The sequence below is a fragment of the Streptomyces durocortorensis genome (assembly GCF_031760065.1).
Lineage (GTDB): Bacteria > Actinomycetota > Actinomycetes > Streptomycetales > Streptomycetaceae > Streptomyces.
The window spans coordinates 3,857,959-3,880,526 of record NZ_CP134500.1; the positions used below are offsets into that span (position 1 = coordinate 3,857,959).

Annotated in this window: 20 protein-coding genes, 1 tRNA gene and 1 other RNA gene; 7 read left to right on the forward strand and 15 right to left on the reverse strand. The window is 70.9% G+C overall.

Translation table 11 applies throughout. The features are described from left to right. Positions 1 to 8: 8 nt before the first annotated feature. Complete coding sequence (locus RI138_RS16980; protein WP_311120609.1) at positions 9 to 950, forward strand: helix-turn-helix transcriptional regulator; 942 nt, start codon at positions 9 to 11, stop codon at positions 948 to 950. Between the two features lie 38 nt (positions 951 to 988). Here RI138_RS16980 and RI138_RS16985 read toward each other — a convergent pair whose 3' ends face one another. The 8 genes from RI138_RS16985 to RI138_RS17020 form a co-directional block, all read right to left on the reverse strand. Next, positions 989 to 2,380, reverse strand: a complete 1,392-nt coding sequence (locus tag RI138_RS16985) for an amino acid permease (protein ID WP_096632380.1) — start codon at positions 2,378 to 2,380, stop codon at positions 989 to 991. Positions 2,381 to 2,501: 121 nt separating this feature from the next. Next, complete coding sequence (locus tag RI138_RS16990; RefSeq protein WP_311120610.1) at positions 2,502 to 2,981, reverse strand: MoaF-related domain-containing protein; 480 nt, start codon at positions 2,979 to 2,981, stop codon at positions 2,502 to 2,504. Positions 2,982 to 3,099: 118 nt separating this feature from the next. Continuing rightward, positions 3,100 to 3,966 (reverse strand): tyrosinase family protein, encoded by an 867-nt coding sequence (locus RI138_RS16995; RefSeq protein ID WP_311120611.1) that lies wholly within the window; start codon positions 3,964 to 3,966, stop codon positions 3,100 to 3,102. Positions 3,967 to 4,027: 61 nt separating this feature from the next. Further along, positions 4,028 to 4,525, reverse strand: a complete 498-nt coding sequence (locus RI138_RS17000; protein WP_311120612.1) for a tyrosinase family oxidase copper chaperone — start codon at positions 4,523 to 4,525, stop codon at positions 4,028 to 4,030. A gap of 20 nt (positions 4,526 to 4,545) precedes the next feature. Next, positions 4,546 to 6,099: an FAD/NAD(P)-binding protein gene (locus RI138_RS17005; protein ID WP_311120613.1), complete on the reverse strand. Its 1,554-nt coding sequence runs from the start codon at positions 6,097 to 6,099 to the stop codon at positions 4,546 to 4,548. Between the two features lie 20 nt (positions 6,100 to 6,119). Next, positions 6,120 to 7,109, reverse strand: coding sequence for a hypothetical protein (locus RI138_RS17010; RefSeq protein WP_311120614.1), 990 nt, complete (start codon positions 7,107 to 7,109; stop codon positions 6,120 to 6,122). A gap of 16 nt (positions 7,110 to 7,125) precedes the next feature. Further along, on the reverse strand, positions 7,126 to 7,929 hold the full coding sequence (locus RI138_RS17015; protein WP_311120615.1) for a class II aldolase/adducin family protein: 804 nt from the start codon (positions 7,927 to 7,929) through the stop codon (positions 7,126 to 7,128). A 714-nt stretch (positions 7,930 to 8,643) separates the two neighbouring features. Continuing rightward, on the reverse strand, positions 8,644 to 9,252 hold the full coding sequence (locus RI138_RS17020) for a DUF2867 domain-containing protein (protein ID WP_311120616.1): 609 nt from the start codon (positions 9,250 to 9,252) through the stop codon (positions 8,644 to 8,646). Positions 9,253 to 9,361: 109 nt separating this feature from the next. Here RI138_RS17020 and RI138_RS17025 point away from each other — a divergent pair, with 109 nt between their 5' ends. After that, positions 9,362 to 9,925, forward strand: coding sequence for a TetR/AcrR family transcriptional regulator (locus RI138_RS17025; RefSeq protein WP_311120617.1), 564 nt, complete (start codon positions 9,362 to 9,364; stop codon positions 9,923 to 9,925). A 174-nt stretch (positions 9,926 to 10,099) separates the two neighbouring features. Here the strand turns inward: RI138_RS17025 and RI138_RS17030 are convergent, their stop codons facing one another. Then, a complete protein-coding gene (locus RI138_RS17030) occupies positions 10,100 to 10,807 on the reverse strand; it encodes a response regulator transcription factor (protein ID WP_311120618.1) in 708 nt (235 codons plus the stop codon). Next, the gene (locus RI138_RS17035) at positions 10,804 to 12,045 is read right to left on the reverse strand and encodes a sensor histidine kinase (RefSeq protein WP_311120619.1); all 1,242 of its coding nucleotides are present in this window, start codon (positions 12,043 to 12,045) and stop codon (positions 10,804 to 10,806) included. Before RI138_RS17035 ends, RI138_RS17030 begins: the two co-directional genes overlap by 4 nt. Positions 12,046 to 12,185: 140 nt before the next feature. Between RI138_RS17035 and RI138_RS17040 the strand changes: the two genes are divergently transcribed. Both RI138_RS17040 and RI138_RS17045 read left to right on the forward strand, forming a co-directional pair. Beyond that, positions 12,186 to 13,379 (forward strand): serine hydrolase domain-containing protein, encoded by a 1,194-nt coding sequence (locus RI138_RS17040; protein ID WP_311120620.1) that lies wholly within the window; start codon positions 12,186 to 12,188, stop codon positions 13,377 to 13,379. A gap of 54 nt (positions 13,380 to 13,433) precedes the next feature. Then, positions 13,434 to 14,630, forward strand: a complete 1,197-nt coding sequence (locus RI138_RS17045) for a serine hydrolase domain-containing protein (RefSeq protein WP_311120621.1) — start codon at positions 13,434 to 13,436, stop codon at positions 14,628 to 14,630. A gap of 88 nt (positions 14,631 to 14,718) precedes the next feature. Here RI138_RS17045 and RI138_RS17050 read toward each other — a convergent pair whose 3' ends face one another. The 5 genes from RI138_RS17050 to RI138_RS17070 form a co-directional block, all read right to left on the reverse strand. Then, positions 14,719 to 15,612, reverse strand: coding sequence for a phosphorothioated DNA-binding restriction endonuclease (locus RI138_RS17050; protein WP_311120622.1), 894 nt, complete (start codon positions 15,610 to 15,612; stop codon positions 14,719 to 14,721). A gap of 402 nt (positions 15,613 to 16,014) precedes the next feature. Further along, positions 16,015 to 16,437 carry a PIN domain nuclease gene (locus tag RI138_RS17055; RefSeq protein ID WP_311120623.1) on the reverse strand — a complete coding sequence of 141 codons (423 nt, stop codon included), beginning with the start codon at positions 16,435 to 16,437 and terminating at the stop codon, positions 16,015 to 16,017. After that, the gene (locus RI138_RS17060) at positions 16,434 to 16,649 is read right to left on the reverse strand and encodes a type II toxin-antitoxin system VapB family antitoxin (RefSeq protein ID WP_311120624.1); all 216 of its coding nucleotides are present in this window, start codon (positions 16,647 to 16,649) and stop codon (positions 16,434 to 16,436) included. Before RI138_RS17060 ends, RI138_RS17055 begins: the two co-directional genes overlap by 4 nt. Positions 16,650 to 16,730: 81 nt before the next feature. Further along, entirely contained in the window at positions 16,731 to 17,522 is a 792-nt protein-coding gene (locus tag RI138_RS17065; protein ID WP_311120625.1) for a hypothetical protein, read from the reverse strand. Between the two features lie 988 nt (positions 17,523 to 18,510). Beyond that, positions 18,511 to 18,598, reverse strand: a tRNA-Ser gene (locus tag RI138_RS17070). 131 nt (positions 18,599 to 18,729) lie between these two features. Between RI138_RS17070 and ffs the strand changes: the two genes are divergently transcribed. From ffs to purD, 3 genes are all read left to right on the forward strand, one after another. Beyond that, positions 18,730 to 18,826, forward strand: an RNA gene (ffs, locus tag RI138_RS17075) — signal recognition particle sRNA small type. Between the two features lie 115 nt (positions 18,827 to 18,941). Further along, the gene (locus RI138_RS17080) at positions 18,942 to 21,188 is read left to right on the forward strand and encodes a DNA polymerase III subunit gamma and tau (protein WP_311120626.1); all 2,247 of its coding nucleotides are present in this window, start codon (positions 18,942 to 18,944) and stop codon (positions 21,186 to 21,188) included. A 98-nt stretch (positions 21,189 to 21,286) separates the two neighbouring features. Then, positions 21,287 to 22,537, forward strand: a complete 1,251-nt coding sequence (gene purD / locus RI138_RS17085; RefSeq protein ID WP_311120627.1) for a phosphoribosylamine--glycine ligase — start codon at positions 21,287 to 21,289, stop codon at positions 22,535 to 22,537. The last annotated feature ends 31 nt before the right edge of the window (positions 22,538 to 22,568 follow it).

Genomic DNA, 22,568 nt, shown 5'->3' on the forward strand with positions numbered 1-22,568 from the left:
CGTCGACGGTGTGCGCGCAGGGACTGGCCAGGTACCGCTACGCGGTGATCAAGGGCTGTATGCCACTGGCCCAGGCACCCGGGTGCCTGCTACAGCTCGGCCTGGTGACCCCTCCGCCGGACGACCCCAGGCTGCTGGTGCCGGTGGCGCCGGACGTAGCGCTCGATGAGTTGCTGCAACCGCTGGAGGAAGACATCCGGCGCGGCAGGCAGCGCGTGCAGCGGGCCCGTTCCGATTTCTCCTCCGTCCAGGCGATGTACCGGGCGGCGGTCCGCGAGGCCCGTTCGAGCGTGGCCCGGATCGACGGCGAAGGTGTGGTCATGCCCACGCTGGAGAAGGCGGTCCGCTCCTGCCGCAGCGAGCTGGCCACGATCCAGCCGCTGGGCGAGCGCAACGCCTTCGACCTGGAGGACCCCCGGCTGGTCCCGCGGGGGGTGACGCACCGCACGCTGTATCCGCATGCGGCGCAGACGAACGCCCAACTGCTGCGGCACATCGCGCGGGTGGAGGAGGCGGGCGGTCATGTCCGCACCGTGGACCAGGTGATCGGCCGACTCCTGCTGTGTGACCGTTCGAGCGCCTACCTGGTCCACAGCGACGGTTCGCCGCACGCGGGGGCGGTGGAGATCACCCACCCGGGCATCGTGGCCTTCCTCGTCTGCGTGTTCGAGGATGCCTGGCAGCGGGGCACGCCCGTGTCGGCGCCGGTGGTGCGCGCGCGGGAGCCGGTGATCATGGACGAGGTGGAGCGGGCGGTGATGCGGCTCCTCGTGTCCGGTCACACCGACGACGCGATCGCGCGCCGGCTGGGGGTGTCGCGGCGGACCGTGGCCGGTCATGTGTCCCGTATATCCCAGCAGTTGGGATCGCGGTCGCGGGCGCAGCTCGGCTACCTCATCGCCCAGGCGGAGGCCACGCACGACGGGGCGGAGGACCTTGCCGCTCCCTGATGCCTCTCGTCGCTCCCCGGCGTTCTCGTCGCAGGCCGTCAGCCGCGTCGGCGCAGACGGCCGACTCCGGCGAGAACGCAGGCGAGCAGGGCGGAGGCGAGGATCTGGCCGCGGGCGGACGGGTCGAAGGCCATGGCCGCGATGACGGCCACGAGGACGGCGATCACCGCGATGGTGACACCGGGAAAGCCGGGGGTACGCAGGACGAGGAGGTCGGGCTGTGTCCGTTCGAGGCGGCGGCGCAGGACCAGGTGGGAGACGGCGACCGTCAGCCACATGAACAGCATGGCCCCGCCCATGGCCTCGGCCAGCACCGGCAGTACGCCTCCGGGCCGGGCCGCTTCCAGCGGGATGCACAGGAACCCGATGGCGGCGGACGCGACCACGGCCCGGCGCGGGGAGCCCTTGGGGCTGACCGGGGCGAGGGCTGCCGGGGCGTCGTCGCGCAGGGCGAGCGAGTGCAGCATCCGGGAGGTGCCGTAGAGGTTGGCGTTGAGGGCCGAGAGGAGCGCGATGAGGACGACGGCCTCGGTGACCGTGCCCGCGGCGGGAATGCCGAGCCGTTCCAGGGCCTGCGGGTAGGGGCTGTGCCCGGGCCGGGCGGAGGTCCAGGGCAGCAGGGCGGCCAGGACGGCGACCGAGCCGATGTAGAACAGGGCGATACGCCAGATCGCGGACCGTACGGCGCGGGAGACGGCGAGCGAGGGGTTGGCGGACTCGGCGGCGGCCATGGCGATGACCTCCATGCCGCCGAAGGCGAAGATGACGGCGAGCAGAGCGGCGAAGATGCCCGTGACGCCGTGCGGGGCGAAGCCTCCGTGCCCGGTGAGATGGGCCGTGCCGGGGGACGGAGTACCGGGCAGCCAGCCCGCCAGGGCGGCGACGCCGAGCGCGATGAAGGCGATGATGGCGGCGACCTTGAGGGACGCGAACCAGAACTCCGCCTCACCGAACATCTTCACCGACAGCGTGTTCAGCGCGGTGAACAGGGCCATGAAGAGGAGGGCGGCGGTCCAGCTGGGCAGTGCCGGTATCCACTGGTGGACGATGCCCGCGGCGGCGACGGCTTCGACGGCGATGGCGATCGCGGTGATCCACCAGTAGAGCCAGCCGGTGGTGAACCCGGCCCAGGGCCCCAGCGCCTTGTCGGCGTATACGGAGAAGGACCCCGATACGGGGAGGGCGGCGGCCAGTTCGCCCAGCATCCGCATGATGGCGAGGGCGATGAGCGCGGCGAGCAGGTAGGAGACGAGGACTGCGGGCCCGGCGAGGGCCAGCCCCTGCCCGGAGCCGACGAAGAGACCGGCCCCGATGACACCGCCGAGGGCGAGCATGGTCAGGTGGCGGGAGGCCAGGTGGGGTTTGAGTCGGTGCTCGGCGGGAGGGTGCTGCGGGGGGTGCGGTGCGCGGGTAGCGGCAGGTGCGGCCACGGGGCTCCTCGGGAAGGTGCCGGAAGGCAGGCGGGTGCTGGGGGAGATCAGGCGGGTCCTGGGGCAAGGGGCCGGGCCGGCCCGTGGAGGTCGGGCCGGCCCGGTGGCGTCACCCGGTGGGTCAGGCGATGCGGGTGAGGGTGGCGGTGTGCAGCTCGCCGACCCGGTCGCCGCTCTCGTTGACGTACGTCCAGTAGACGGAGACGTTCCCGGAGTTCAGGTCCATGACGTGGGAGACGGTCATGCCGGACTCCTCGACCCAGTTGACGTGGTAGACACCGTCGTTGACCTTCTTCACCGCGAGGTCCTGGTCGCCGCTGTTGCCCTTCATCGGGCCCGCGGTCGCCTCCCAGTGGAGCTTCGTGCCGTCGGCGGAGTAGCTGTTGTGGAAGACGACGCCGTTGTCGACCTCCAGGCGGTAGGAGTGTCCGGCGAAGGCGGGCAGCTCGCTGCGGTTCTGCTCGACGGCCGCGCCGACGGTGGTGCCGGTGCGGGCGGGGGCGTCGGCGGCGGCCGGTCCCGCGAGGGCGACGGCGGAGGCGAGGGCGAGTGCGGGGACGAGGGCCCGGGCGGCCCGAGTGGTGTTGGCGGTCCTGCGCATGACGGATCAGCTCCTTGCTGCGGTGATGAGTGGTGTACGGATGAGATGAGTTGGCCGCCCGCGCGGTCCGGTGTTCTCGGTACCGGACGCAGGGGCGCCGCCCCGGGAAGCGGGGAGGTCAGGCGTACCGGTAGAACCCGGTGTGATCGAGCATCTGCCGCGGGGTGACGTCCCACGGTGTGAGCTTCTCGTCGAGGGACAGGACGCGCCCGTGCTGGCTGTCGCCTGCCGCGATGGGCTTCTCCGGCAGGTACTGGGGCGCGTCCTTGTGGCGTTCCTGCCACCGCGTCCAGATCAGGTCGATGAAGCAGTGGTGCAGCCAGAAGACCGGGTCGTTCGGTGAACTGCCGCCGGTCATCTGGCCGCCTGCCCAGGCGTGGACGCGGTTGTGGAGCTTCCAGCCCACGTCCTGGCCGACGGTCCAGCCCTCCAGCTTGTTGCGGAAGCCGGTGGTGGTGGCGGTGGAGTCGTACGGGTAGCTGTCGTAGCGCGCGTCGGACAGCGCTTCTTCGAGGTCGGCCGGGCCGGGCAGCGAGACCCCGTTGTTCCAGCCGCCGAAGTCGCGCATCAGGAAGGGGTCGTTGGTGACCTGGACGTTGATGTCCCACCGGCCCGCCCGGTGGGCGAACGGGCCGCTCGTGACCTGGTGGTCACCGGCGCGGCCGTTTCCGCCCAGGAAGTCATCGGTCCAGGGGATTCCGCTGGTGGACTGTTCGGAGGTCCAGTCCCAGTAGGGGAGGGTGACGCGGTCGTCGACCTTGCGCAGCTCGTTCTCGAAGTCGATGAGCATGGCGCGGTGCCAGGGCAGGAAGCTGGGGCCCATGTGACCGTAGCGCTTGCCGCCCTCGCCGTCGGCGACGAAATAGTGGGCGTGGGTCCTGACGTAGTCGTCGTAGACGCCCTTGCTCTTCACTTCGAGGACCGCGTCGATGAAGCGCTTGCGCTCGACGGCGGTCAGGTCCTTGCAGTTCTTGCGGATGTGCACGGAGAAGGTGCTCCTGCGGTGTCGCTGGGGCGGAGACGGACAGCTGGTGGCGGGCGGCCGGTCAGCCGTGGATGTTGCCCAGGGCCAGCTGGGAGTTGGGCCCGAGGTTGTTGACCGCGGCCTGGGCGCAGGCGCGTGCGGTCGGGAAGGACTCGTAGTGGTTGAGGAGGCTCATGTACGTGCCGTCGGCGCGGCGCATGACGTGCAGCACCCTCCCGTCGATCTTGATCTCGACCGCCGGGGCGGGCGGGAAGCCCTGCTCGTGCGAGGAGGCGGCAGCGGTGCGGGCCAGGCCCGCGGTGCGGGTCGTGCCCGTGGCGGAGGCCCCGTGGGCGGCCCCGCCGCCGTGGTGGGCGTGGCCCTCCGGGACCGGCCTGCCCTCGATCCGGCGGCCCTTGTAGACCTCGTCGAACGGGACGGCCGGGTCCGTCTCCTCGGCTGCGGCCTCCACGCGGCGCTCCGGTGACGCGGAGGCCGTGGCCACGGCGGTGACGGCGGTGACCCCGGCGGCGGCGGTCGCCGCGATGGCGGCGTTCCGGAGCAGCGAACGGCGGGTCATGGTGGAGGTGTTGATGGTGCTCAGCCCTTCCGGCCGGTGCCGCTGACGGCGTTGACGATGTCCTGGGCCCGGTCGACGATCGAGGGCATGCCGGAGGTGAAGAACAAGGTGCCTCCGGCGACGTCCCCGATGGCGTACAGCCGCTGGTGGGGCCGTGCGTCGACGGTCGCCCGGGAGGTGGCCGGTTCGACGGCGATCCCGCCGGCCGGGTGGTACTCGGCGTGCTCCGCCTCCGTCAGGGACGTGAACACGGCACGGGCGGCCTCCGGAATGCGGTGGGCCGGTGCGGAGACGGCGTTGACGACCCGGTCGGCCTCCTCCGACCGGTCCGCGCCGAGCAGGAAGCCCCCGCCGTCACGTGGCTTGACGGTGTGCAGGCCCCGCTCGACGTGCAGTTGGCCCCGGTCGGCCATGTCCAGGAGGATGCGGGCGTTCTCCGGCGGCATCGGGCAGCACAGCGACATGATGCCCCGGTAGAGGTTGTCGCGGATGTAGTCCTGGAGCTCGGGGTGCAGGAGGGGGAAGGCGTCCGGGCCGGTCGTCGGCACGGCCTCCTGCATGACGCGCATGCCGGTGTCGGGGTGGTCGATCTCCTGGTACTGGCGGCGCAGCCTGTCCAGCGGGTCCTCGCGCTCGGCCGACATCAGTTCGTCCAGCGCGATGGCGGGGTCGGCGCCGTGGGCGCGCAGCTCTTCGGCCAGCAGGTCTGTCAGCTGTTCCAGACCGATCGGGTGGCCGTCGGCGGCGATGTCGTGGATGCGGGCCGGGGTGAAGTGGCGGATCTCGGGGTGGACCGGGCGCTGCCGGATCGCGGGGAGGCATCCGTTGCGGGAGGCCATGACGACCGGTCCGGTGTGTCCGGCCCGGTACAGGGACACGACCGTGTCGACGGCGGCCAGGCCGGTGCCGATCACCGCGACCGCCGTGTCCGCGGGGATGGGGGCGAGGGTGTCGGCCAACGGATAGGGGTCGGGGAGGAAGCCTTCCTCACCGGTCAACCCGTAGTGGTCGGCCGGGATTCCGGGACCGACGGCGCAGATGACATGGCCGAACCGCCAGGTGTCCCCGCTGTCGTCGGTGACGTCGAGCAAGGGGTCCGCGTCCCGCACCCGGGTGACCCGGCGGTGGACGACGGTGACGGGCCTGCCGCGCAGTGACAGGGAGGAGACGGCCTGCTCGGCGGTGTGCTCCAGGTAGGAGCCGAAGACATGGCGTGGCGGAAAGTGGCCGTCCTCGTCCCAGGCGCCGCCGCCGTAGGGGGATTCCGTGCGCTTCAGCCAGTCGGCGAACGCGCCGGGGTCGCCGACGGTGGCGGACATCTCCGCGGGGAGGATGTTGACCAGCACGGAGTCGGTGTCGTGCTGGTAGGCGCGGCCCCGCCACAGCCGGGAGCCGTCGGGTTCGAACACGACCACGCGGCCGTTGCCGGGTTCGGGCAGCCGGGCGAGACGGTCGAGCACCGCTACGGCCGCCGCACCGCCTCCGATGATGGCTATGTCGTCGGCCATCCGCTCGTCGGCCATGCGCTTGTCGGCCATCCGCTCGTTGGACATCTGATCGGTCATGTCGTTCATGGAGTGTGTGGTTTCCCTGGTCAGACGTTCTGGAGCACGCGGGCGTCTTCCGGGCGCCTGCGACGTCCCTTGACTACGGCGAGGAGCAGCAGGGCCAGGGCGATGACGGCCCACCCGGTCAGTACGGCGAGGGGGGAGCCGCTGCCCGTACCCGCGAAGGAGCCCTCGGCGCGGATGAACGATCCCGCCGCGCCGGGCGGCAGGAGCTGGCCGATGCTGCCGAGCCATCCGGGCAGCAGGTCGGGGCCGGTGGCGATGCCGGAGAGGGGGTTGCCGATCAGGAACATGACGACGGCTCCAGCGGCGATTCCGCCCGGGCCCAGCAGGGCGCCGAGGCCGGTGATGAAGCCCGCCATACCCAGTTCCAGCAGCACGATCGCAGCGGCGTTGGTCAGGAAGGAGCCGGGCAGCACATCGGAGACGACGGTCAGCATGAGTGAGCTGAGGAGTCCCGAGAGGACGGCGAACGCGGCGACACCGGCGAGGCGCAGGCGGGCGTCGGGCACCTTGAGGACGAGGAGCAGGCCGATGATGACGGAGGTGACGATCAGGGGGAAGAACCCCATGGTCATGCCGGAGCCGTGCGGGTCGCTGCCGTTGGCGGGGACGACCTCCTCGACGAGCTCGGAGGTGCCTGTCAGCTCGGCCATCCGCCCGGACAGTGCGGCGGACACGGCGGGGGAGGCGGCGGAGGCGACCTTGAGCCGCCAGCCGTGACCGGCGGCGTCGTCCTGGACGAAGGCACCGTAGACCTCGCGGTCGCGCAGCATCGATTCGGCCCGGCCCGCGGTGTCGACCCGACGGGTGTCGAACTCGTCGCCGTGTGCCCCGAGGATCGCGTCGAGCTGCTTGTACGGCCCGCTGTCGGCGACGACGGCGACGGGCACGCGGGTGGGCTCCGAGCGGGAGGCCGTCCAGGAGAACCAGCCGCCGACGACGAACTGCACGAGGGCGACGATGATGACGGCCTTGGCCATCTCGCGCTTGGCTGATGTGAGGTGTGCGCTCATGGCGTGTGCTCCGGACTCATCGCTCGTCGAGCAGTTCGGGCTGCTCGGCGGTGATCTCGTCCCACATGACCTGGAAGCTGAAGCGGCCGAGCTGGTCGTCGCCGAATCCGTCGCGAGCGGCGAGGGCCTGCTGGTGGCTCATGGGCTTGGGGGTGCCCGCGGCGAGCGCGGCGAGCTGGACCTGGGCGCACGATTCGTAGGTGAAGAACCAGTGCACGGCCTCTTCGATACTGCCGCCGACGGTGAGCAGCCCGTGGTGCCGCAGAAGCAGGGCCCTCTTGTCGCCGAGCCGGCGGGCGATGTCCTCGCCGTGCTCGATCCTGATCGCGGGGCCGTCGTAGTCGCCGTAGAGGACCTGGTTCTCGTAGAAGGCGCAGGACTCCTGGTCGAGCGGCTCCAGGAGCCGATCGAGGGAGCCGAGGGCCCGGGCGTGAACGGTGTGGCCGTGGGCGATGGCCTCGGCCTCGGGCCGCTCGTGGATCTTCGAGTGGATGGTGAAGGCGGAGGGGTTGACCTTCCCCTCGCCCTCGACCACGCGGCCGGTGGCATCCACGCAGATCAGGTCCTTCACCTTGACCTGGTTGAAGGACAGGCCGAAGGGGTTCACCCAGAACCGGTCGTGGTGTTCGGGGTCGCGGACGGAGATGTGGCCGGATATCCCTTCGGCGAACCCCGCCTTCCCGAACAGCCGCATCGCGGCGGCCAGGCGCTGTTTGCGGTGGCGGCGCTCCTCCTCGACCGAGGCGAACACGGCGTCGTCGGGGATGGGCAGTCCGGTTGCGGTGTCGGCCAGGAAGCCGGTCGGCGGGCTGTCTGTCACAACGGTCCCTCTCGTAGTGCTGGGAATGCAGCGGGCGCCGTCGGTGCGGCGCCCAATACGCCAGTGAGCTTGGCCCGATCACGTGTCAACGGGGTTGGCAATTAGCGCATTTCGGACTTCATGAACCTGCATTGCCGAAATGTGCAGGCAGCTGCACAAATGAGAAGAGTGGCCGAAAGTCCCTGGAAAGAGCTGGCAAAGTCCGGGCCCTGACGGGCATGGGGGCATCGGGGTTTCCGGAAGGGTGTGTCCGGATCACGCCCCGGAAGCCGGGCGGTGCTGTCGGCCGTATTTCCGGTCCGAGGGCTCGCGGAAGCACGCGAATTCGGCGTGGTGCGCGGGAACGGCGATACGCGTGGCCGTGCGCCTTGTTGTACGGAAACGGCGATACGCGTGGCCGTGCGACCTGTTGTGACGAGCGGCGAGGGCTCCGTCATTTCCCGGGGCGACGGCCCGACGGTCCGACGGCTTCGGGTTCCGTCGAAAGGCGCAAACGGTCGGGGGGAAACCGATGGAAGCCGATCGCCACCGGCACCCCCCCCCGCTATCTGATGCTCAAGGGCATCGACCTGGCCGGACGTACCCCCAGTCCCGGCCCCGGTCCCGGCCCCGGCCCCGGCCCCGGCCCCGGGACCTCGGGTGGCACCTTCTTGACGACGACCGTCTGGGCGGCCTGGTGCTGAGCTCTCGCCGGAGCTGTTGAGGCGGGAGGCGTCAGGGTGCGATCCGACGCTTCGCGTTCTCCTGCCACTCCCGGCCGATCGATCGGATGAGAGCCGGGTAGACCCCCAGGTACCGGAAGGGTTTGATGCCGAGCATGTACAGGGAGCCGAGGCGGCCGTTGGGCTTCACCAGGACGGCCATCTGGCCGTGATAGCCGCCGTTCCCGTCGGAGACCCAGCCGATGTGCAACACCCCGTGCATGGTCCCGTTGGCGTACTCGGCGGCCCACTCGTCGTGTGTCTGGAAGACCGAGGTGAAGGGCGCCGTGCTGAGGTCGGGGCCCCGTGGCCCCTCGCGCAGGTCCTCAGGCAGGCGGTCGCGCAGCGTCGCCACCCGGCCGCCGATGCCTGTGCCCGGCTTGTCCCAGCCGAGGAGCGCACCGAGCTTCCAGCGCACCGCGAAGAGGAAGCGGCCCACGGGGTTGCCGCCGTCCGGACCGTCCTTGCCGCTCGCCATCTGATCGACCAGATGGCGCAAATCGTCCGGGCCGCCCGGCGTCGGCAGCGCCCACACATCCTCCAGCCGGAAGTCGCCGGCGATCTCGTGGATACGCCAGGGGCGGGACGTGTGGTCGGTCGGGGGAAGGCGCAGATCACTCATGGCAGCTTCCTGTCTATACGGTGCCGTATAGAACGAGCATAGGCCCATCTATACGGTTCCGTATATTGGTCGGGGGTTATGTTCGGGGGTTTGTGAGGAGGGACACGGCATGGGTGCGATCCGTACGCCGCGGGACAGGTGGATCGAGGAGGGGCTCCGCAGGCTCGCCGTCGGCGGTCCCGAGGCTGTCCGGGTCGAGGTCCTCGCCCAGGCGCTCGGTGTCACCAAGGGCGGTTTCTACGGCTATTTCCGCAACCGAGCCGCCCTGCTGGAGGAGATGCTCGATACCTGGGAGCGTGAGGTCACCGAGGGTGTCATCGAGCGGATCGAGCGTGATGGGGGTGACGCCCGTGAACGGCTCGGGCGTCTCTTCGACTTCGTGGGGTCGGGCGGGGCGGTCGCGACCGACGCCGGGCTGGAGCTGGCTATCCGCGAGTGGGCCCGGCGCGACGCGGGGGTCGCGCGTCGCCTCCGGCGCGCCGACAACCGCCGCATGGACTACCTGCGCGAGCTCTACGGTGCCTTCTGCCCCGACGAGGGCGATGTCGAGGCCCGTTGCCTGATCACCTTCTCGCTGCGCATCGGCGACCACCTCATCGTGGCCGACAACGGCCCGCGCGACCGCGCGGAAGTACTCGCCGCGGTCAGGGAACGGTTGTTGAGCCTGAGCTAGCGCGTCGAAGGCCCCGGAGGCAGGCCGCTATCGAGGCCGCCCAGCCATGTCGCCGGTGTGGACCGGGACTCCATGCCGGGTGTACCTCGTGAGACCAGGCGGCATTGGCAGTGGGCCGGGGCCCCTGGACCGGACAGCCGTGCGTGCGACCCTGAAGGGATGAGCGGAGCCCGGTCAGCCGGCGAAGCGCGGGACCACCAGGCCGGACTCGTAGGCGATCACCACCGCATGGGTCCGGTTCTGCGCGCCGAGCTTGGTCAGCACGTTCCCGACGTGGGTCTTGATCGTCTCCAGGCTCACCGTGAGGGACTCCGCGATCTCCGGATTGGAGAGCCCGGTGGCCATCAGGCGCAGTACCTCCTCCTCGCGGCCGGTCAGGGCGGCTTGCGGCAGGGCCTCCGCGGAGCCCAGTGGTCGGGCGGCGACCATGCGGCCCAGGGTGGCCGGGAAGAGAACCGCTTCGCCCGCCGCCACCACCCGGACCGCCTCGGCGATGCGGCGGACCGGGAATCGTTTGAGGATGAAGCCGCTGGCGCCCGCGCTGAGGGCGGCGGTGACGTAGTCGTCGTTCTCGAAGGTGGTGATCACCACGATCTTCGGCGGGTCGGCCACATCGGCCAGAAGCTGGCGGGTGGCCTCGATCCCGTTGCGCCGCGGCATTCGGACGTCCATCAGGACCACGTCCGGCCGCAGGCTCCGCGCCCGGTCGACCGCCTCGACGCCGTCGGCGGCCTCGCCGAGCACCGTGATCCCCGGCTGTGCGGCGAGCAGCATGCCCAGACCGCTGCGGGTCACCTCGTCGTCGTCCGCGATAAGGAGGGTGACGGCGGGGCCTGCGACCGAGGGGAGGGCCTCGCCCTCGCCCGCGCCTGATCCACTCACGCCGACACCCGTACCGGCAGCCGGACGGCCAGCCGCCAGTGCTGCGTTCCCTCCGGGCCGGACCGGAACTCACCCTGCAGCAGCCGGACGCGCTCGGCCAGTCCGGGCAGACCGTGGCCGGACGTCGAGAAGGATCCCGGGTTCGGCCCCGTACGTGCCCCGGTCCGGTTGACCACCATGAGATCCAGTCCGTCCGGTCCGGCCGCCGCCCGAACCTGGATGGGGCCGCCCACTCCGTGGCGCAGCGCGTTCGTCAGCCCCTCCTGGAGGATCCGGTACGCCGCCCGGGAGAGCGTCCCCTGTACCCGCGCCAGTTCACCCGACAGCTCTGCTTCGACCGTCGCCCCGGTGTGCCGCAGGCGTTCCAGCAGCTCGGGGAGGTCGGCCAGGGTCCGGGTCGGCGCCGTCCCGGGCTGTTCCTCACGCAGCACTCCGAGCGCGTAGTCCAGGTCCTCCAGTGCGGCACGCGTCGATTCCTCGATGCTGCGCATGGCGGCCCGCGCCGCGGCCGGATCGGCGGAGAGCACCTCGCCCGCCACCGCCGCCTGGATGGTGGCCGCCGTCAGCGTGTGCCCGATCGAGTCGTGCAACTCGTGGGCGATCCGGTTGCGTTCGGCCAGCAGCAGCTCCCGCTCGGCAGCCAGCGCGAGCCGTTCGGCCGCCGACGGCCCCAGCAACCGTGGCGCCGACCACCGCAGGGCTTTCGTGACCATTACGCAGACGGCGAGCGCCAGCAGGATGCACGCGGCGGCCGCCACCCAGCTCCACCCGCCCGACACCCGGACCGACGTACCGAACAGGCTCGCCCGCACCTCGCCGCCGAGCCAGTTCATGGGCAGGGAGAGGCCCATGATGAACAGCACCCCGCTCGCCAGTGCCCCCGTCCACCCGACGGCCACGTGCAGCACCAGCCAGAGCGGAGTCCGCCAGCGGTCGAGGCCGGGTGAACCTGAGGCCGGGCGACCGGAGACCGGGTTCGGCAGCGACACCCGCAGCAGCCGCCGGGCTGACGCGACCAGCGCTCGCCGTACGGGGCGCGCCAGTCCGGCCACGCCGACCAGCGCCGCCCAGATCAGCAGCACCAGGACGATCTGCACGCTCTCGGGGGCGGACCGCCACGACAGCGTCGGCAACAGGGCGAACGGCAGCAGCGGAAGGCTCGCCAACGCGCCGCAATAGGCGAACAGCACACCTGAGTACGTGGAGCCGCGCAGCAGCAGCCCAATTCCCCTGTTCATGGTCGCCAGTATCGCCGGGCGGCCCACCGGCGGCCTCCCCCGATCGGGGGAGCGATTTCTCCTGCTTTCCCGCGATGCGGTCAGAGGGCGCTGGAAACAAGGATCGTGCCCCGACCAAATGATTGCTGAGGAGTTGACTTATGCGTCTTCAGAAACGGCAGAGTCCTCGTTTCTCGACCCGGCAGGGCGGTCGGCGACGAGCCTGGTCGGCGGCTGCCGCGGTGGCCGCCGGCGTCCTGGCCCTGGGTGCCGTGGCGCTGGTTCCGCCCGCCGCCTCCGGTTCCGTCGCGCCGGCTGATGCTGCTGCCAGGCCGGACGCCGTGCAGCGGGCCCTGAACGCGCTGGTGCGCGATGACAGGATGCCTGCCGCGTTGGCGAGCGTGAAGGACCGGAGCGGCCGGGTGCGTACGTATACGGCGGGGGTCGGCGACCTGGCCACCGGCTCGAAGGTGCCCAGGGACGGCCAGGTGCGGATCGGCAGCAACACCAAGTCGTTCACGGCGGTCGTGGTGCTGCAACTGGTCGGCGAGGGGAAGATCGACCTCGACGCGTTCGTGGACACCTACCTGCCCGGCCTCGTACGCGGGGAGGGCATCGACGGGAACCGCATCACCGTCCGCCAGCTCCTCCAGCACACCAGCGGGCTCCCCGAGTACGGCATCCACCTCGACGACGCCGGGATCAGGAACCGGTACTTCGAGCCCCGCGAGCTGCTCGACCTCGCCCTCGAACACAAGGCCGACGCGGAACCGGGGGAGACCTGGGGGTACAGCAACACCAACTACGTCCTGGCGGGCCTGATCGTCCAGAGGGTCACCGGCCGCCCCCTCGCCGAGGAGATCGACCGGCGCATCATCAAGCGCATCGGGCTGCGCCACACGTACTTCCCCACTCCCGGCGATATGACCATCCGCGAGCGGCACCCGCGTGGCTACCACCGCAGCCCGGAGGACGGACCGCTGCGGGACTTCACGAAGATGGACCCCTCCGCGGGCTGGGCCGCAGGCCAGTTGATCTCCACCAACTCCGACCTCAACCGCTTCTTCACCGCGCTCCTCGCGGGCCGCCTCCTCCCGGCGGCCCAGCTCGCCGAGATGCGTACGACCGTCCCCGCCGGGACCTCCGGCCTCCGCTACGGGCTGGGGCTCACCAGCAGGCCGCTGTCGTGCGGCGGCGTCTACTGGGGCCACGGCGGTGACATCGCGGGGTACGAGACGCGAGGCGGTGTCACCGACGACGGCCGCGCCGCCAGCGTCGCGGTCACCAGCATCCCGACGGACAAGAAGGCCGCACAGCACGTGAACGACGCCGTGGACAAAGCCCTGTGCGGCTGAATGACGCAAACGGTGACCCGGACGACGACCCAACGATTCCTCAGGAGTTGACCTATGCGTGGACAGAAGGGGCGAATACTCCGCTCGACGAGCCGGCAGCACGGCACGCGGCGACAGATCCTGCCCGCCGCAGCCGCGGTGGCCGCCGGCGTCCTGGCCCTGGGTGCCGTGGCGCTGGTTCCGCCCGCCGCCTCCGGTTCCGTCGCCCCGGCTGATGCTGCTGCCAGGCCGGACGCTGTGCAGCGGGCCCTGAACGCGCTGGTGCGCGATGACAGGATGCCTGCCGCGTTGGCGAGCGTGAAGGACCGGAGCGGCCGGGTGCGTACGTATACGGCGGGGGTCGGCGACCTGGCCACCGGCTCGAAGGTGCCCAGGGACGGCCAGGTGCGGATCGGCAGCAACACCAAGTCGTTCACGGCGGTCGTGGTGCTGCAACTGGTCGGCGAGGGGAAGATCGACCTCGACGCGTTCGTGGACACCTACCTGCCCGGTCTCGTACGGGGGGAGGGCATCGACGGGAACCGCATCACCGTCCGCCAGCTCCTCCAGCACACCAGCGGACTCCCCGAGTACAGCAACCACCTCGGGGACGACGTTCGCTACTACGCCCCCCGTGAACTGCTCGCCACAGCACTCCGGCACCCGGCCGAATTCGTCCCCGGGAAGAGCTGGAAGTACAGCAACACCAACTACGTCCTGGCGGGCCTGATCGTCCAGAAGGTCACCGGCCGCCCTCTGGCCGACGAGATCGACCGGCGTGTCGTCCGCCGCGCCGGGTTGCGTCACACCTACTTCCCCGCTCCCGGTGACGCGAGGATCCGAGAGCCTCACCCCCACGGCTACCACCAGGAATCGAAGGAGAGGCCGCTGCGCGACATCACGGAGATGGACCCCTCCTGGGGCTGGGCGGCAGGGCAGATGATCTCCACCAGCACCGACCTGAACCGCTTCTTCGGGGAGCTGCTCTCCGGCCGCCTCCTGCCCCCGGCCCAGCTCGCCCAGATGCGCTCCACCGTCCCAGCCGAAGCGACCTTCGGCCCAGGCGCCCGCTACGGACTTGGACTGGTCAGCAGGCCACTGCCGTGCGGCGGCCTCTCCTGGGGCCACGGCGGTAGCTTCCCGGGGTACGAGACCCGTGGCGGCGCCACCGACGACGGCCGCGCCGCCAACGTCGCTGTCACCATGCAGCTGACCGGCGAGGCGGCCCGGGGACGCCTCGAACGCGCCGTGGACACCGCCTTGTGCCGCTGAATCCCGCCGAGGGCGTTTCGTGTCTGTGGGTACGACGTGATGTCGCCCCCGCAGCCACACCCGCGCACCGCCGCCGCGCTCGACTACCTCAGACGGTCGTGGCGGGACGTGGGCTGCCGTGGAAGACCTGGCTGGTGTGCCAGGAACGGTGGGCGGCGGCGATGGGGCGGACGCCCGGCTGGGGGCCGATGAGCGGTCGGCCGGCGAGCGTGGTGACGTGCTCGCGGGCGGCGGTGCTGTGGCCGACGAAGCTCCGCGAGACCAGGATGCGGTGGCCCTCACCGAGACCGAGTACGCCCTTGTCGAACAGCTTGTGGTGCAGCGAGCACAGGCACAGCCCGTTCTCGACGTCGTCCGGTCCGCCGAACGCCCACCAGCGCACATGGGCGGCCTCAAGCCCGACCGGCACCGCGCCGATCCTGCCGTCGTACCCGCAGAAGGCGCACTGGTACTCGTACGCCGTCAGGACCATCTCCCGCATCCGCCGGTCCCGCTGTCTGCGCGCGGCCGAGAGTTGTCCGGCCTCGGCCTCCTCCAGCTCCAAGCCGACGGCCTCGCACAGCTCGCCGTGGAGGGAGGGCGGGAAGTTCAGATCGAGCAGCACCCGCGCCATCCGGCGGGCAAGGGACGGCTCGCGCCGCAGCGCCGCCCGTAGCTCCGGCGCCAGCCGCCCGGCGGCACCGGTTGCGCGCAGTTCCCTGACCCCGGTCCCGGGGCTGCCCGGCCCGCGCTCGGTGCGCACCTCCCAAACGCCGTCACTCACCAGGTGATGGAACGGGTAGGCGGGAGTCGTCCGCGTACCGGGACCGTATTCGGCGAGCAGTCCCCGCAGGTCCTCCTCCACAGCGCTGTACCGCAGCTCGTCATCGGCGTTCTGCTGGAACCGGCTGAGCGCGTACAGGAACAGCAGTGGCTTGTGCGGAGCCCGCGTCCCGTTCCTCGTCCACTGTCTCAACTGCGCGGCCCGCTCGACCCAGTTCATGGTCGACGATCGTAGTGGCGGCTCGTCGCGGCGCTCGGCCGTGGGCATCGCCCCAGTGGCCGGGCGGTCACCAGGCCGCGATGCGGAGCCCGGTGACCCGGGCACGACGCCGTGGATGCGGGAGAGGGTGAAGCCCCGACCGTCGTCGCGCATAGGGCCCCATCAACGCCGAAGGGCCCCACCGCGAACGGTGGGGCCCTTCGACGTATTGCCCGGTGAGAGCAATGGCGGAGGATACGAGATAACTCGTGAGGGGTTGCCCCCAACACGCTTTCCAAGTCTTCGCCCGGCCGTTCTGGACGATACAAGAACGTCCTGACCTGCAGTTCCGCCGACCCGGATGGGGTTTCTGAACGTTTCTGTACGTCGGTGAATGCAACCAGAACTGCAACCGCGCATCGGCTACTTGCCCGGTTCGGGCCCGTACCACTGCAGTGCCTGACCGGTGACGGCGGCGATGCAGTCGAAGTCACGGTCGCGGTGCAGCAGAGTCAGTCCTTGAAGCTCTGCGGTGGCCGCCACGATGAGGTCAACAGCTCCAGCGCTGCGGTGCTGCCCGCGCTTGGTGAGTACTTCCTGGACCTGCCATGCGCGGTCGTGGGCGCGGTCGTCGACGGGCACCCAGCCGAAGAGTAGCCGTATGTCCTCGATGCCCTTCGCCCGGTCTGCGGCGGACCGGGCACTGTAGAAGAATTCGAGCTCCGTGATGGGGCAGGTCGCGATTAGCCCAGCTGCTGCGGCTTGGTCCCAGCCGTAGTGCTCGGCGTCAGCGCGCAGAAACCGTGCGAGCGCGCTGGTGTCGATCAGGAACTGTGCCGCGTTCACCTGCGGTAGTTCCGCTTATCTTCGAAGAGATCCAGGTCGAAGGCGCCTTCGTCGGCCACTGTCCGCAGCCGCGCGAGCGCGAGCGCGCGCCGTCGGTTCTCCAGAACCTCGCGCAGGGCGGTGTTGACGGTTTCCTTCTTGGTGCTGGTGCCCAGAGCCTTGGCCACGTCGGCGACCAGGCCGTCGTCGAGATCGATCACAGTCCGTGTCATCGATGCACCTCCATAGATATCCGATGTGCTACTGAGTATATCTTGCGAGGTGTCGTATGTGTGAGTCGCAGAGAACGGCGCCTACGGTGAGTCATCGTCCGGTCGGCAATCGGGCAGCATGCGGATCTCGTCGCCCAACTCGGGGGCCGAGATCTCATGACCCCGGGCGAAGCTCTTGAACACTGCAGGCCCGGTGCGTCGATCGACCGAGGAGGGGTAGCAGATCTCTATCTGCTTGCATTGATCGCACAGGAGGCTGGCCACGAGGGGCGCCAGGGCGAGTGGACCCTCTGAACTCAGCACGTAGAGCGTGTCGTTGGCGACAGGCTCGGCCCATGTGAAGGACTGACACTCGAAATCGGGGTGGTCCCCCGTTACGCGCTGCATGACTACTTCAAAGGCTCGTGGTCTCGGCCGATAGCTGCACGAAATGGCGAGAAGCCACGGGGCGCCGCTGAGGAATGCGGCCTTTACCAGGGCCCGTTCGAGCTGCGGTCTGAACTCGACCATGCGTAGAGCGGATTCCTGCGGACTCCGGGGCTTGTCGCCGTGAGATGTGCGGTTGCGTTCGTTCTGTAGGGCCCGGAGGTCTGTGAGGATCCCCGGGGTCTCGCCGTCGTCCTGGAGAGCGTTCCGGAGGCCGGGGATTAGGTCGGGCTGGGTGTCGGCGATCGGTCCGAGGTGCTGGTCGAGCCAATTCGTCCACGTCCCGAACGTGGTGCGCTGGAGGCCGTTTCGCAGTGCAGCCAGCCCCCGCTGCGCTCGATCTCGCTGATCACTGTCGCCGGTGACACGGCCATCAATCTGTCCTCGAAGCAGCGCCGCCCCGGTGACCGTGAGGGTGATGGCGAGAATCTCGGCAGCCTCGAGCATTGCTTCGTACTGGTCCTTCGGGGCGTGTGCCCGTTGGAGTGCTCGCACAGCACGGGCAACGGGATGTGGCAACGATTCCCGGGCGTTCATCAGTGCTTGCGAGGTCCGGGGAGGCTGACTGCCGTCTTCCCGGTGCGCGATGCGGTCCGGGTCAGTCGGCGACGTCTGGGGAGTTGTCACGGGGGTAATCGGGGGCTGTGGGGCGCGCCTGGCGGACAGTGTCGGCCCACCAGGGAGAGGTGGCCGTGCCATTGTTGGTCCAGCGGTTCGGGTGGGCGCCCGTGGTGCCGTGCTGGGTGGCTCCGCCTCATGCTGCTGCCTGCGCCACCGCCATCGGCGGAAGAGCAGCCGAAGCCAAGTTGGGAATATGCCGAACAGTGCGATGAACACGACGATGGCGAGGAGGGTGTCCAGCCATGTCGGTAGAGGGCTCGGTTCTTTACTGCTCGGAATCGAGGCGGCTGCAAGGACCCCCCAGCCGATGGTCATCCAGAACGCCCAGTCCCGGTGCACGGGGCTGTCAAACAGTCTGAGCACCGCGTTGGGCCGCTTCGGCAGGGCAGAAGGCGGAGGTGACGACGGGGCTCTGGCGCCACTGTCCATACACCCATGGTGCCTCCGGACGCCGTCCGAGAACAGCGTCGTAACACTCAGTTGATGCTTTGTGAGCCTTGAGTGACAGGACGGTCCGGCGGCCCCAAGCGGTCGAGGGGCGGCAAGGTTGTGACTCCGGGCGCCTCAGTTCCGTACCGAAGCCCATGTCTCGGGAGGCCGCCGCGCTGCGGGTTTCCTCTTGCTGGGTGCGGAGGCGTCCAGCCGTTCCTCGTTCGCGGCGTCATGGCAGGTCGGGGAGCAATGGCTGTGCCGCGGCAGCGAGGGCGCACGTCGACGCGTCGCTGTCGTGCAGGCGACCCGGCCGAGTCGGAGAACGTTGAAGGGCCCCACCGCAAGCGGTGGGGCCCTTCAACGTATTGCCCGGTGAGAGCAATGGCGGAGGATACGAGATTCGAACTCGTGAGGGGTTGCCCCCAACACGCTTTCCAAGCGTGCGCCCTAGGCCACTAGGCGAATCCTCCGCCGCAAACAATACAAGACGTTGGAGGGTGCTCGCGAACCTGATCCCCGGAGATCGTCCGGAGAGGCTCCGCAGGTCGCTCGGCGGGACGGGCGGCTGGACCGGAGGGGGTGGGGATCGGTTAAGGTGGGCGTCAGCCCCTCACGTGGCGCTATCTGACTGAACTCCCCCAGGGCCGGAAGGCAGCAAGGGTAGGTTGGCTCTGGCGGGTGCGTGGGGGGCCCTTTGTGTTCCCTGGAGGGTGCCCCGTCGTGGCCCCCTGGGGCTGCCCGTCGTGTTCGCTGGGAGTGCCCGCGTGGGCCGTGTGGGGCCGGGTGTCGGTCCGCCCCGATAACCTCGTAGATGTGTCGTCCCTTGCGCTGTACCGCCGCTACCGCCCCGAGTCGTTCGCCGAGGTCATCGGTCAGGAGCATGTCACTGACCCGCTCCAGCAGGCCCTGCGGAACAACCGGGTCAATCACGCGTACCTGTTCAGCGGGCCGCGCGGCTGCGGAAAGACGACCAGTGCGCGCATCCTCGCCCGCTGTCTGAACTGCGAGCAGGGGCCCACGCCCACCCCGTGCGGTGAGTGCCAGTCGTGCCGGGACCTCGCGCGAAACGGGCCGGGGTCCATCGATGTGATCGAGATCGACGCCGCATCGCACGGCGGCGTCGACGATGCTCGTGACCTGCGGGAGAAGGCGTTCTTCGGGCCCGCCTCCAGCCGTTACAAGATCTACATCATCGACGAGGCGCACATGGTCACCCCGGCGGGCTTCAACGCCCTGCTGAAGGTGGTCGAGGAGCCGCCGGAGCACCTCAAGTTCATCTTCGCGACCACCGAGCCCGAGAAGGTCATCGGGACCATCCGCTCGCGTACGCACCACTACCCCTTCCGGCTGGTGCCCCCGGGGACCCTGCGCAGCTATCTCGCGGATGTCTGCGGCCGGGAGAACAGCCCCGTCGAGGACGGCGTGCTGCCGCTCGTCGTGCGGGCCGGGGCCGGGTCCGTGCGTGACTCGATGTCCGTCATGGACCAGCTGCTGGCCGGTGCGGGCGACGACGGTGTGACGTATGCCATGGCCACCTCGCTCCTCGGGTACACGGACGGCTCGCTGCTCGACTCGATCGTGGACGCGTTCGCGGCGGGGGACGGGGCCGCCGCCTTCGAGGTCGTGGACCGGGTGATCGAGGGCGGTAACGATCCGCGTCGCTTCGTCGCGGATCTGCTGGAGCGGCTGCGTGACCTGGTGATCCTGGCCGCCGTGCCGGACGCGGGGGACAAGGGGCTCATCGACGCGCCCGCCGATGTGGTCGAGCGGATGCAGGCCCAGGCGTCCGTGTTCGGCGCCGCCGAGCTGAGCCGTGCCGCCGACCTGGTCAACGACGGGCTCACCGAGATGCGCGGCGCCACCTCCCCCCGCCTCCAGGTGGAGCTGATCTGCGCCCGGGTCCTTCTCCCCGCCGCCTTCGACGACGAGCGGTCGATGCAGGCCCGGCTCGACCGGCTGGAGCGCGGGGCGTCCGCCGCTGCCGCCTCCTTCACCGCCCCGCCCGCCGCCGCGGCGCCCATGGGGTACGTCCCCGGGCCCGAGGCCCACGCCCATGCCCCGGCCCCCGCCGCCCCAGCCGGGCCGGACGCGGCCCGTGCCGCCGTACGGGGCGAGGCGCCCCCTGCGCCCGCCGCGCCTGCGCCCCCCGCCCCTGCGCCCGTCGCCTATGCACCGCCGCCCGCCGCTGAGCCCGCCGCCCCGCAGGCCCCCGCCGAGGTGCCCGCCCCCGCCCAGAGGCCCGGGTCCTGGCCCACCGCCGGCGGCGGGGACCAGGCCCGCCGCCCCGGCGGCTGGCCCACCGCGTCCGCCCCCGGCAGCGGCCCGGCCCCCGCCGCCCCGCCCGCCGCCGGGCCGGCCGCTCCCGCCGCCCCGGCCCCGGCGGCCCCCGCGGCGCCGGTCGCGCCCGAGGGCGGCCAGAGCATGGCCCAAGGCGCCGCCCAGGTGCGGAACATGTGGCCCGACATCCTGGAGGCGGTCAAGAACCGCCGCCGCTTCACCTGGATCCTGCTCAGCCAGAACGCCCAGGTGACCGGCTTCGACGGGACCACCCTCCAGATCGGCTTCCTCAACGCGGGCGCCCGTGACAACTTCGCCAGCAGCGGCAGCGAGGAGGTCCTGAAGCAGGCCCTCGCCGAGCGCTTCAACGCCCAGTGGCGGGTCGAAGCGGTCGTCGAACCCTCCGGTGGCGGTGGGACGCCCCCGCAGCCCGGCGGCGGACGCCCCGCCCCGCAGTACCAGCCCGCCCCCACGGCCCCCGCCGCCCCGCTCGCGTACGAGCCCCGGCCGCAGCACTCCGCCCCCCAGCAGTCCTCGGCCCCGTCCCAGCCGCAGCACGCGCCGCCTCCCCAGCAGACGCCGCCCTCCTCGGCGCCCCCGTCCCCCCAGGGCGGCCGGGACGCCGCGCCGCCCGCCCCGGAGCCGCCGCGTTCCGTGGCCCCCGAGGACGACACCCCGGAGGCCGACGATCCGGATCTCGTCGACTCCGCCCTCTCCGGCCACGACCTGATCGTCCGGGAGCTGGGCGCCACGGTGATCGAGGAGTTCACGAACGAGCAGTGAGCGACCACTGATCGGGCCGGCCCGCTGGGCGGCCCCGCTCCCGTCCGCCCACCGGCTGGCGTCAAGGCTCTGCGGGCCCGGCGGCTAGGCTGCATCCCGTGAAGGTCCTCGTCATCGGCGGCGGCGCCCGCGAACACGCCCTGTGCCGCTCTCTGTCCCTCGACCCCGATGTCACCGCTCTGTACTGCGCCCCCGGCAACGCCGGCATCGCAGAGGTGGCCGAACTGCACCCGGTCGACGCGCTCGACGGTGACGCCGTCGCGCGCCTCGCGGCCGAGCTGGGCGCCGGGCTGGTGGTCGTCGGCCCGGAGGCACCGCTCGTCGCCGGGGTCGCCGACGCCGTGCGCGCGGCGGGCATCCCCTGCTTCGGCCCCTCCGGCGAAGCCGCGCGGCTCGAAGGCTCCAAGGCGTTCGCCAAGGACGTCATGGCGGGCGCCGGTGTGCCCACCGCTCGCAGCTACGTCTGCACCACCCCCGCGGAGATCGACGAGGCCCTCGACGCCTTCGGCGCTCCGTACGTCGTCAAGGACGACGGCCTCGCGGCGGGCAAGGGCGTCGTCGTCACCGAAGACGTCGAGGCGGCCCGCGCCCACGCGCTGTCCTGCGACCGCGTGGTCATCGAGGAGTTCCTCGACGGGCCCGAGGTCAGCCTCTTCGCGATCACCGACGGCACCACGGTGCTGCCGCTCCAGCCCGCCCAGGACTTCAAGCGCGCGCTCGACGGCGACGAGGGCCCGAACACCGGCGGCATGGGCGCCTACTCCCCGCTTCCGTGGGCCGACCCCAAGCTGGTCGACGAGGTTCTCCAGACCGTTCTCCAGCCGACCGTCGACGAGCTGCGCCGCCGGGGTACGCCCTTCTCCGGGCTGCTCTACGCGGGCCTCGCGATCACCTCGCGCGGGGTGCGGGTCATCGAGTTCAACGCCCGCTTCGGCGACCCGGAGACCCAGGTGGTCCTGGCCCGGCTGAAGACCCCGCTGGCCGGTGTCCTGCTCGCCTCCGCCAACGGCACCCTCGACGTCCTCCCGCCGCTGAACTGGCGCGACGACGCCGCCGTCACCGTGGTCATCGCCTCGCACAACTACCCGGACACCCCGCGCACCGGCGACCCGATCGACGGACTCGCCGAGGTCGCGGCGCAGGATGGACCCGACGCGTACGTCCTGCACGCCGGGACCCGCGCCGAGGGCGACGCGATCGTCAGCGCGGGCGGCCGGGTGCTCTCGGTGACCGCGACCGGCAAGGACCTCGCGGCAGCCCGTGAGCGCGCCTACACCGCCCTCGGCCGCATCCGCCTCGACGGTTCCCAGCACCGTACGGACATCGCCCTGAAGGCCGCCCAGGGCTGACCCGCCCCCGGACCGCCCCCAGCCCCTCCGC

Excerpts from the sequence above, each read along its gene's own strand:
- RI138_RS16990 (WP_311120610.1), bottom strand. The coding sequence starts at position 2,981 with ATGCGCAGGACCGCCAACACCACTCGGGCCGCCCGGGCCCTCGTCCCC.
- RI138_RS17000 (WP_311120612.1), bottom strand. The coding sequence starts at position 4,525 with ATGACCCGCCGTTCGCTGCTCCGGAACGCCGCCATCGCGGCGACCGCC.
- RI138_RS17005 (WP_311120613.1), bottom strand. The coding sequence starts at position 6,099 with ATGAACGACATGACCGATCAGATGTCCAACGAGCGGATGGCCGACAAG.
- RI138_RS17010 (WP_311120614.1), bottom strand. The coding sequence starts at position 7,109 with ATGAGCGCACACCTCACATCAGCCAAGCGCGAGATGGCCAAGGCCGTC.
- RI138_RS17020 (WP_311120616.1), bottom strand. The coding sequence starts at position 9,252 with ATGAGTGATCTGCGCCTTCCCCCGACCGACCACACGTCCCGCCCCTGG.
- RI138_RS17025 (WP_311120617.1), top strand. The coding sequence starts at position 9,362 with ATGGGTGCGATCCGTACGCCGCGGGACAGGTGGATCGAGGAGGGGCTC.
- RI138_RS17035 (WP_311120619.1), bottom strand. The coding sequence starts at position 12,045 with ATGAACAGGGGAATTGGGCTGCTGCTGCGCGGCTCCACGTACTCAGGT.
- RI138_RS17040 (WP_311120620.1), top strand. The coding sequence starts at position 12,186 with ATGCGTCTTCAGAAACGGCAGAGTCCTCGTTTCTCGACCCGGCAGGGC.
- RI138_RS17045 (WP_311120621.1), top strand. The coding sequence starts at position 13,434 with ATGCGTGGACAGAAGGGGCGAATACTCCGCTCGACGAGCCGGCAGCAC.
- RI138_RS17050 (WP_311120622.1), bottom strand. The coding sequence starts at position 15,612 with ATGAACTGGGTCGAGCGGGCCGCGCAGTTGAGACAGTGGACGAGGAAC.
- RI138_RS17060 (WP_311120624.1), bottom strand. The coding sequence starts at position 16,649 with ATGACACGGACTGTGATCGATCTCGACGACGGCCTGGTCGCCGACGTG.
- RI138_RS17065 (WP_311120625.1), bottom strand. The coding sequence starts at position 17,522 with ATGCTCGAGGCTGCCGAGATTCTCGCCATCACCCTCACGGTCACCGGG.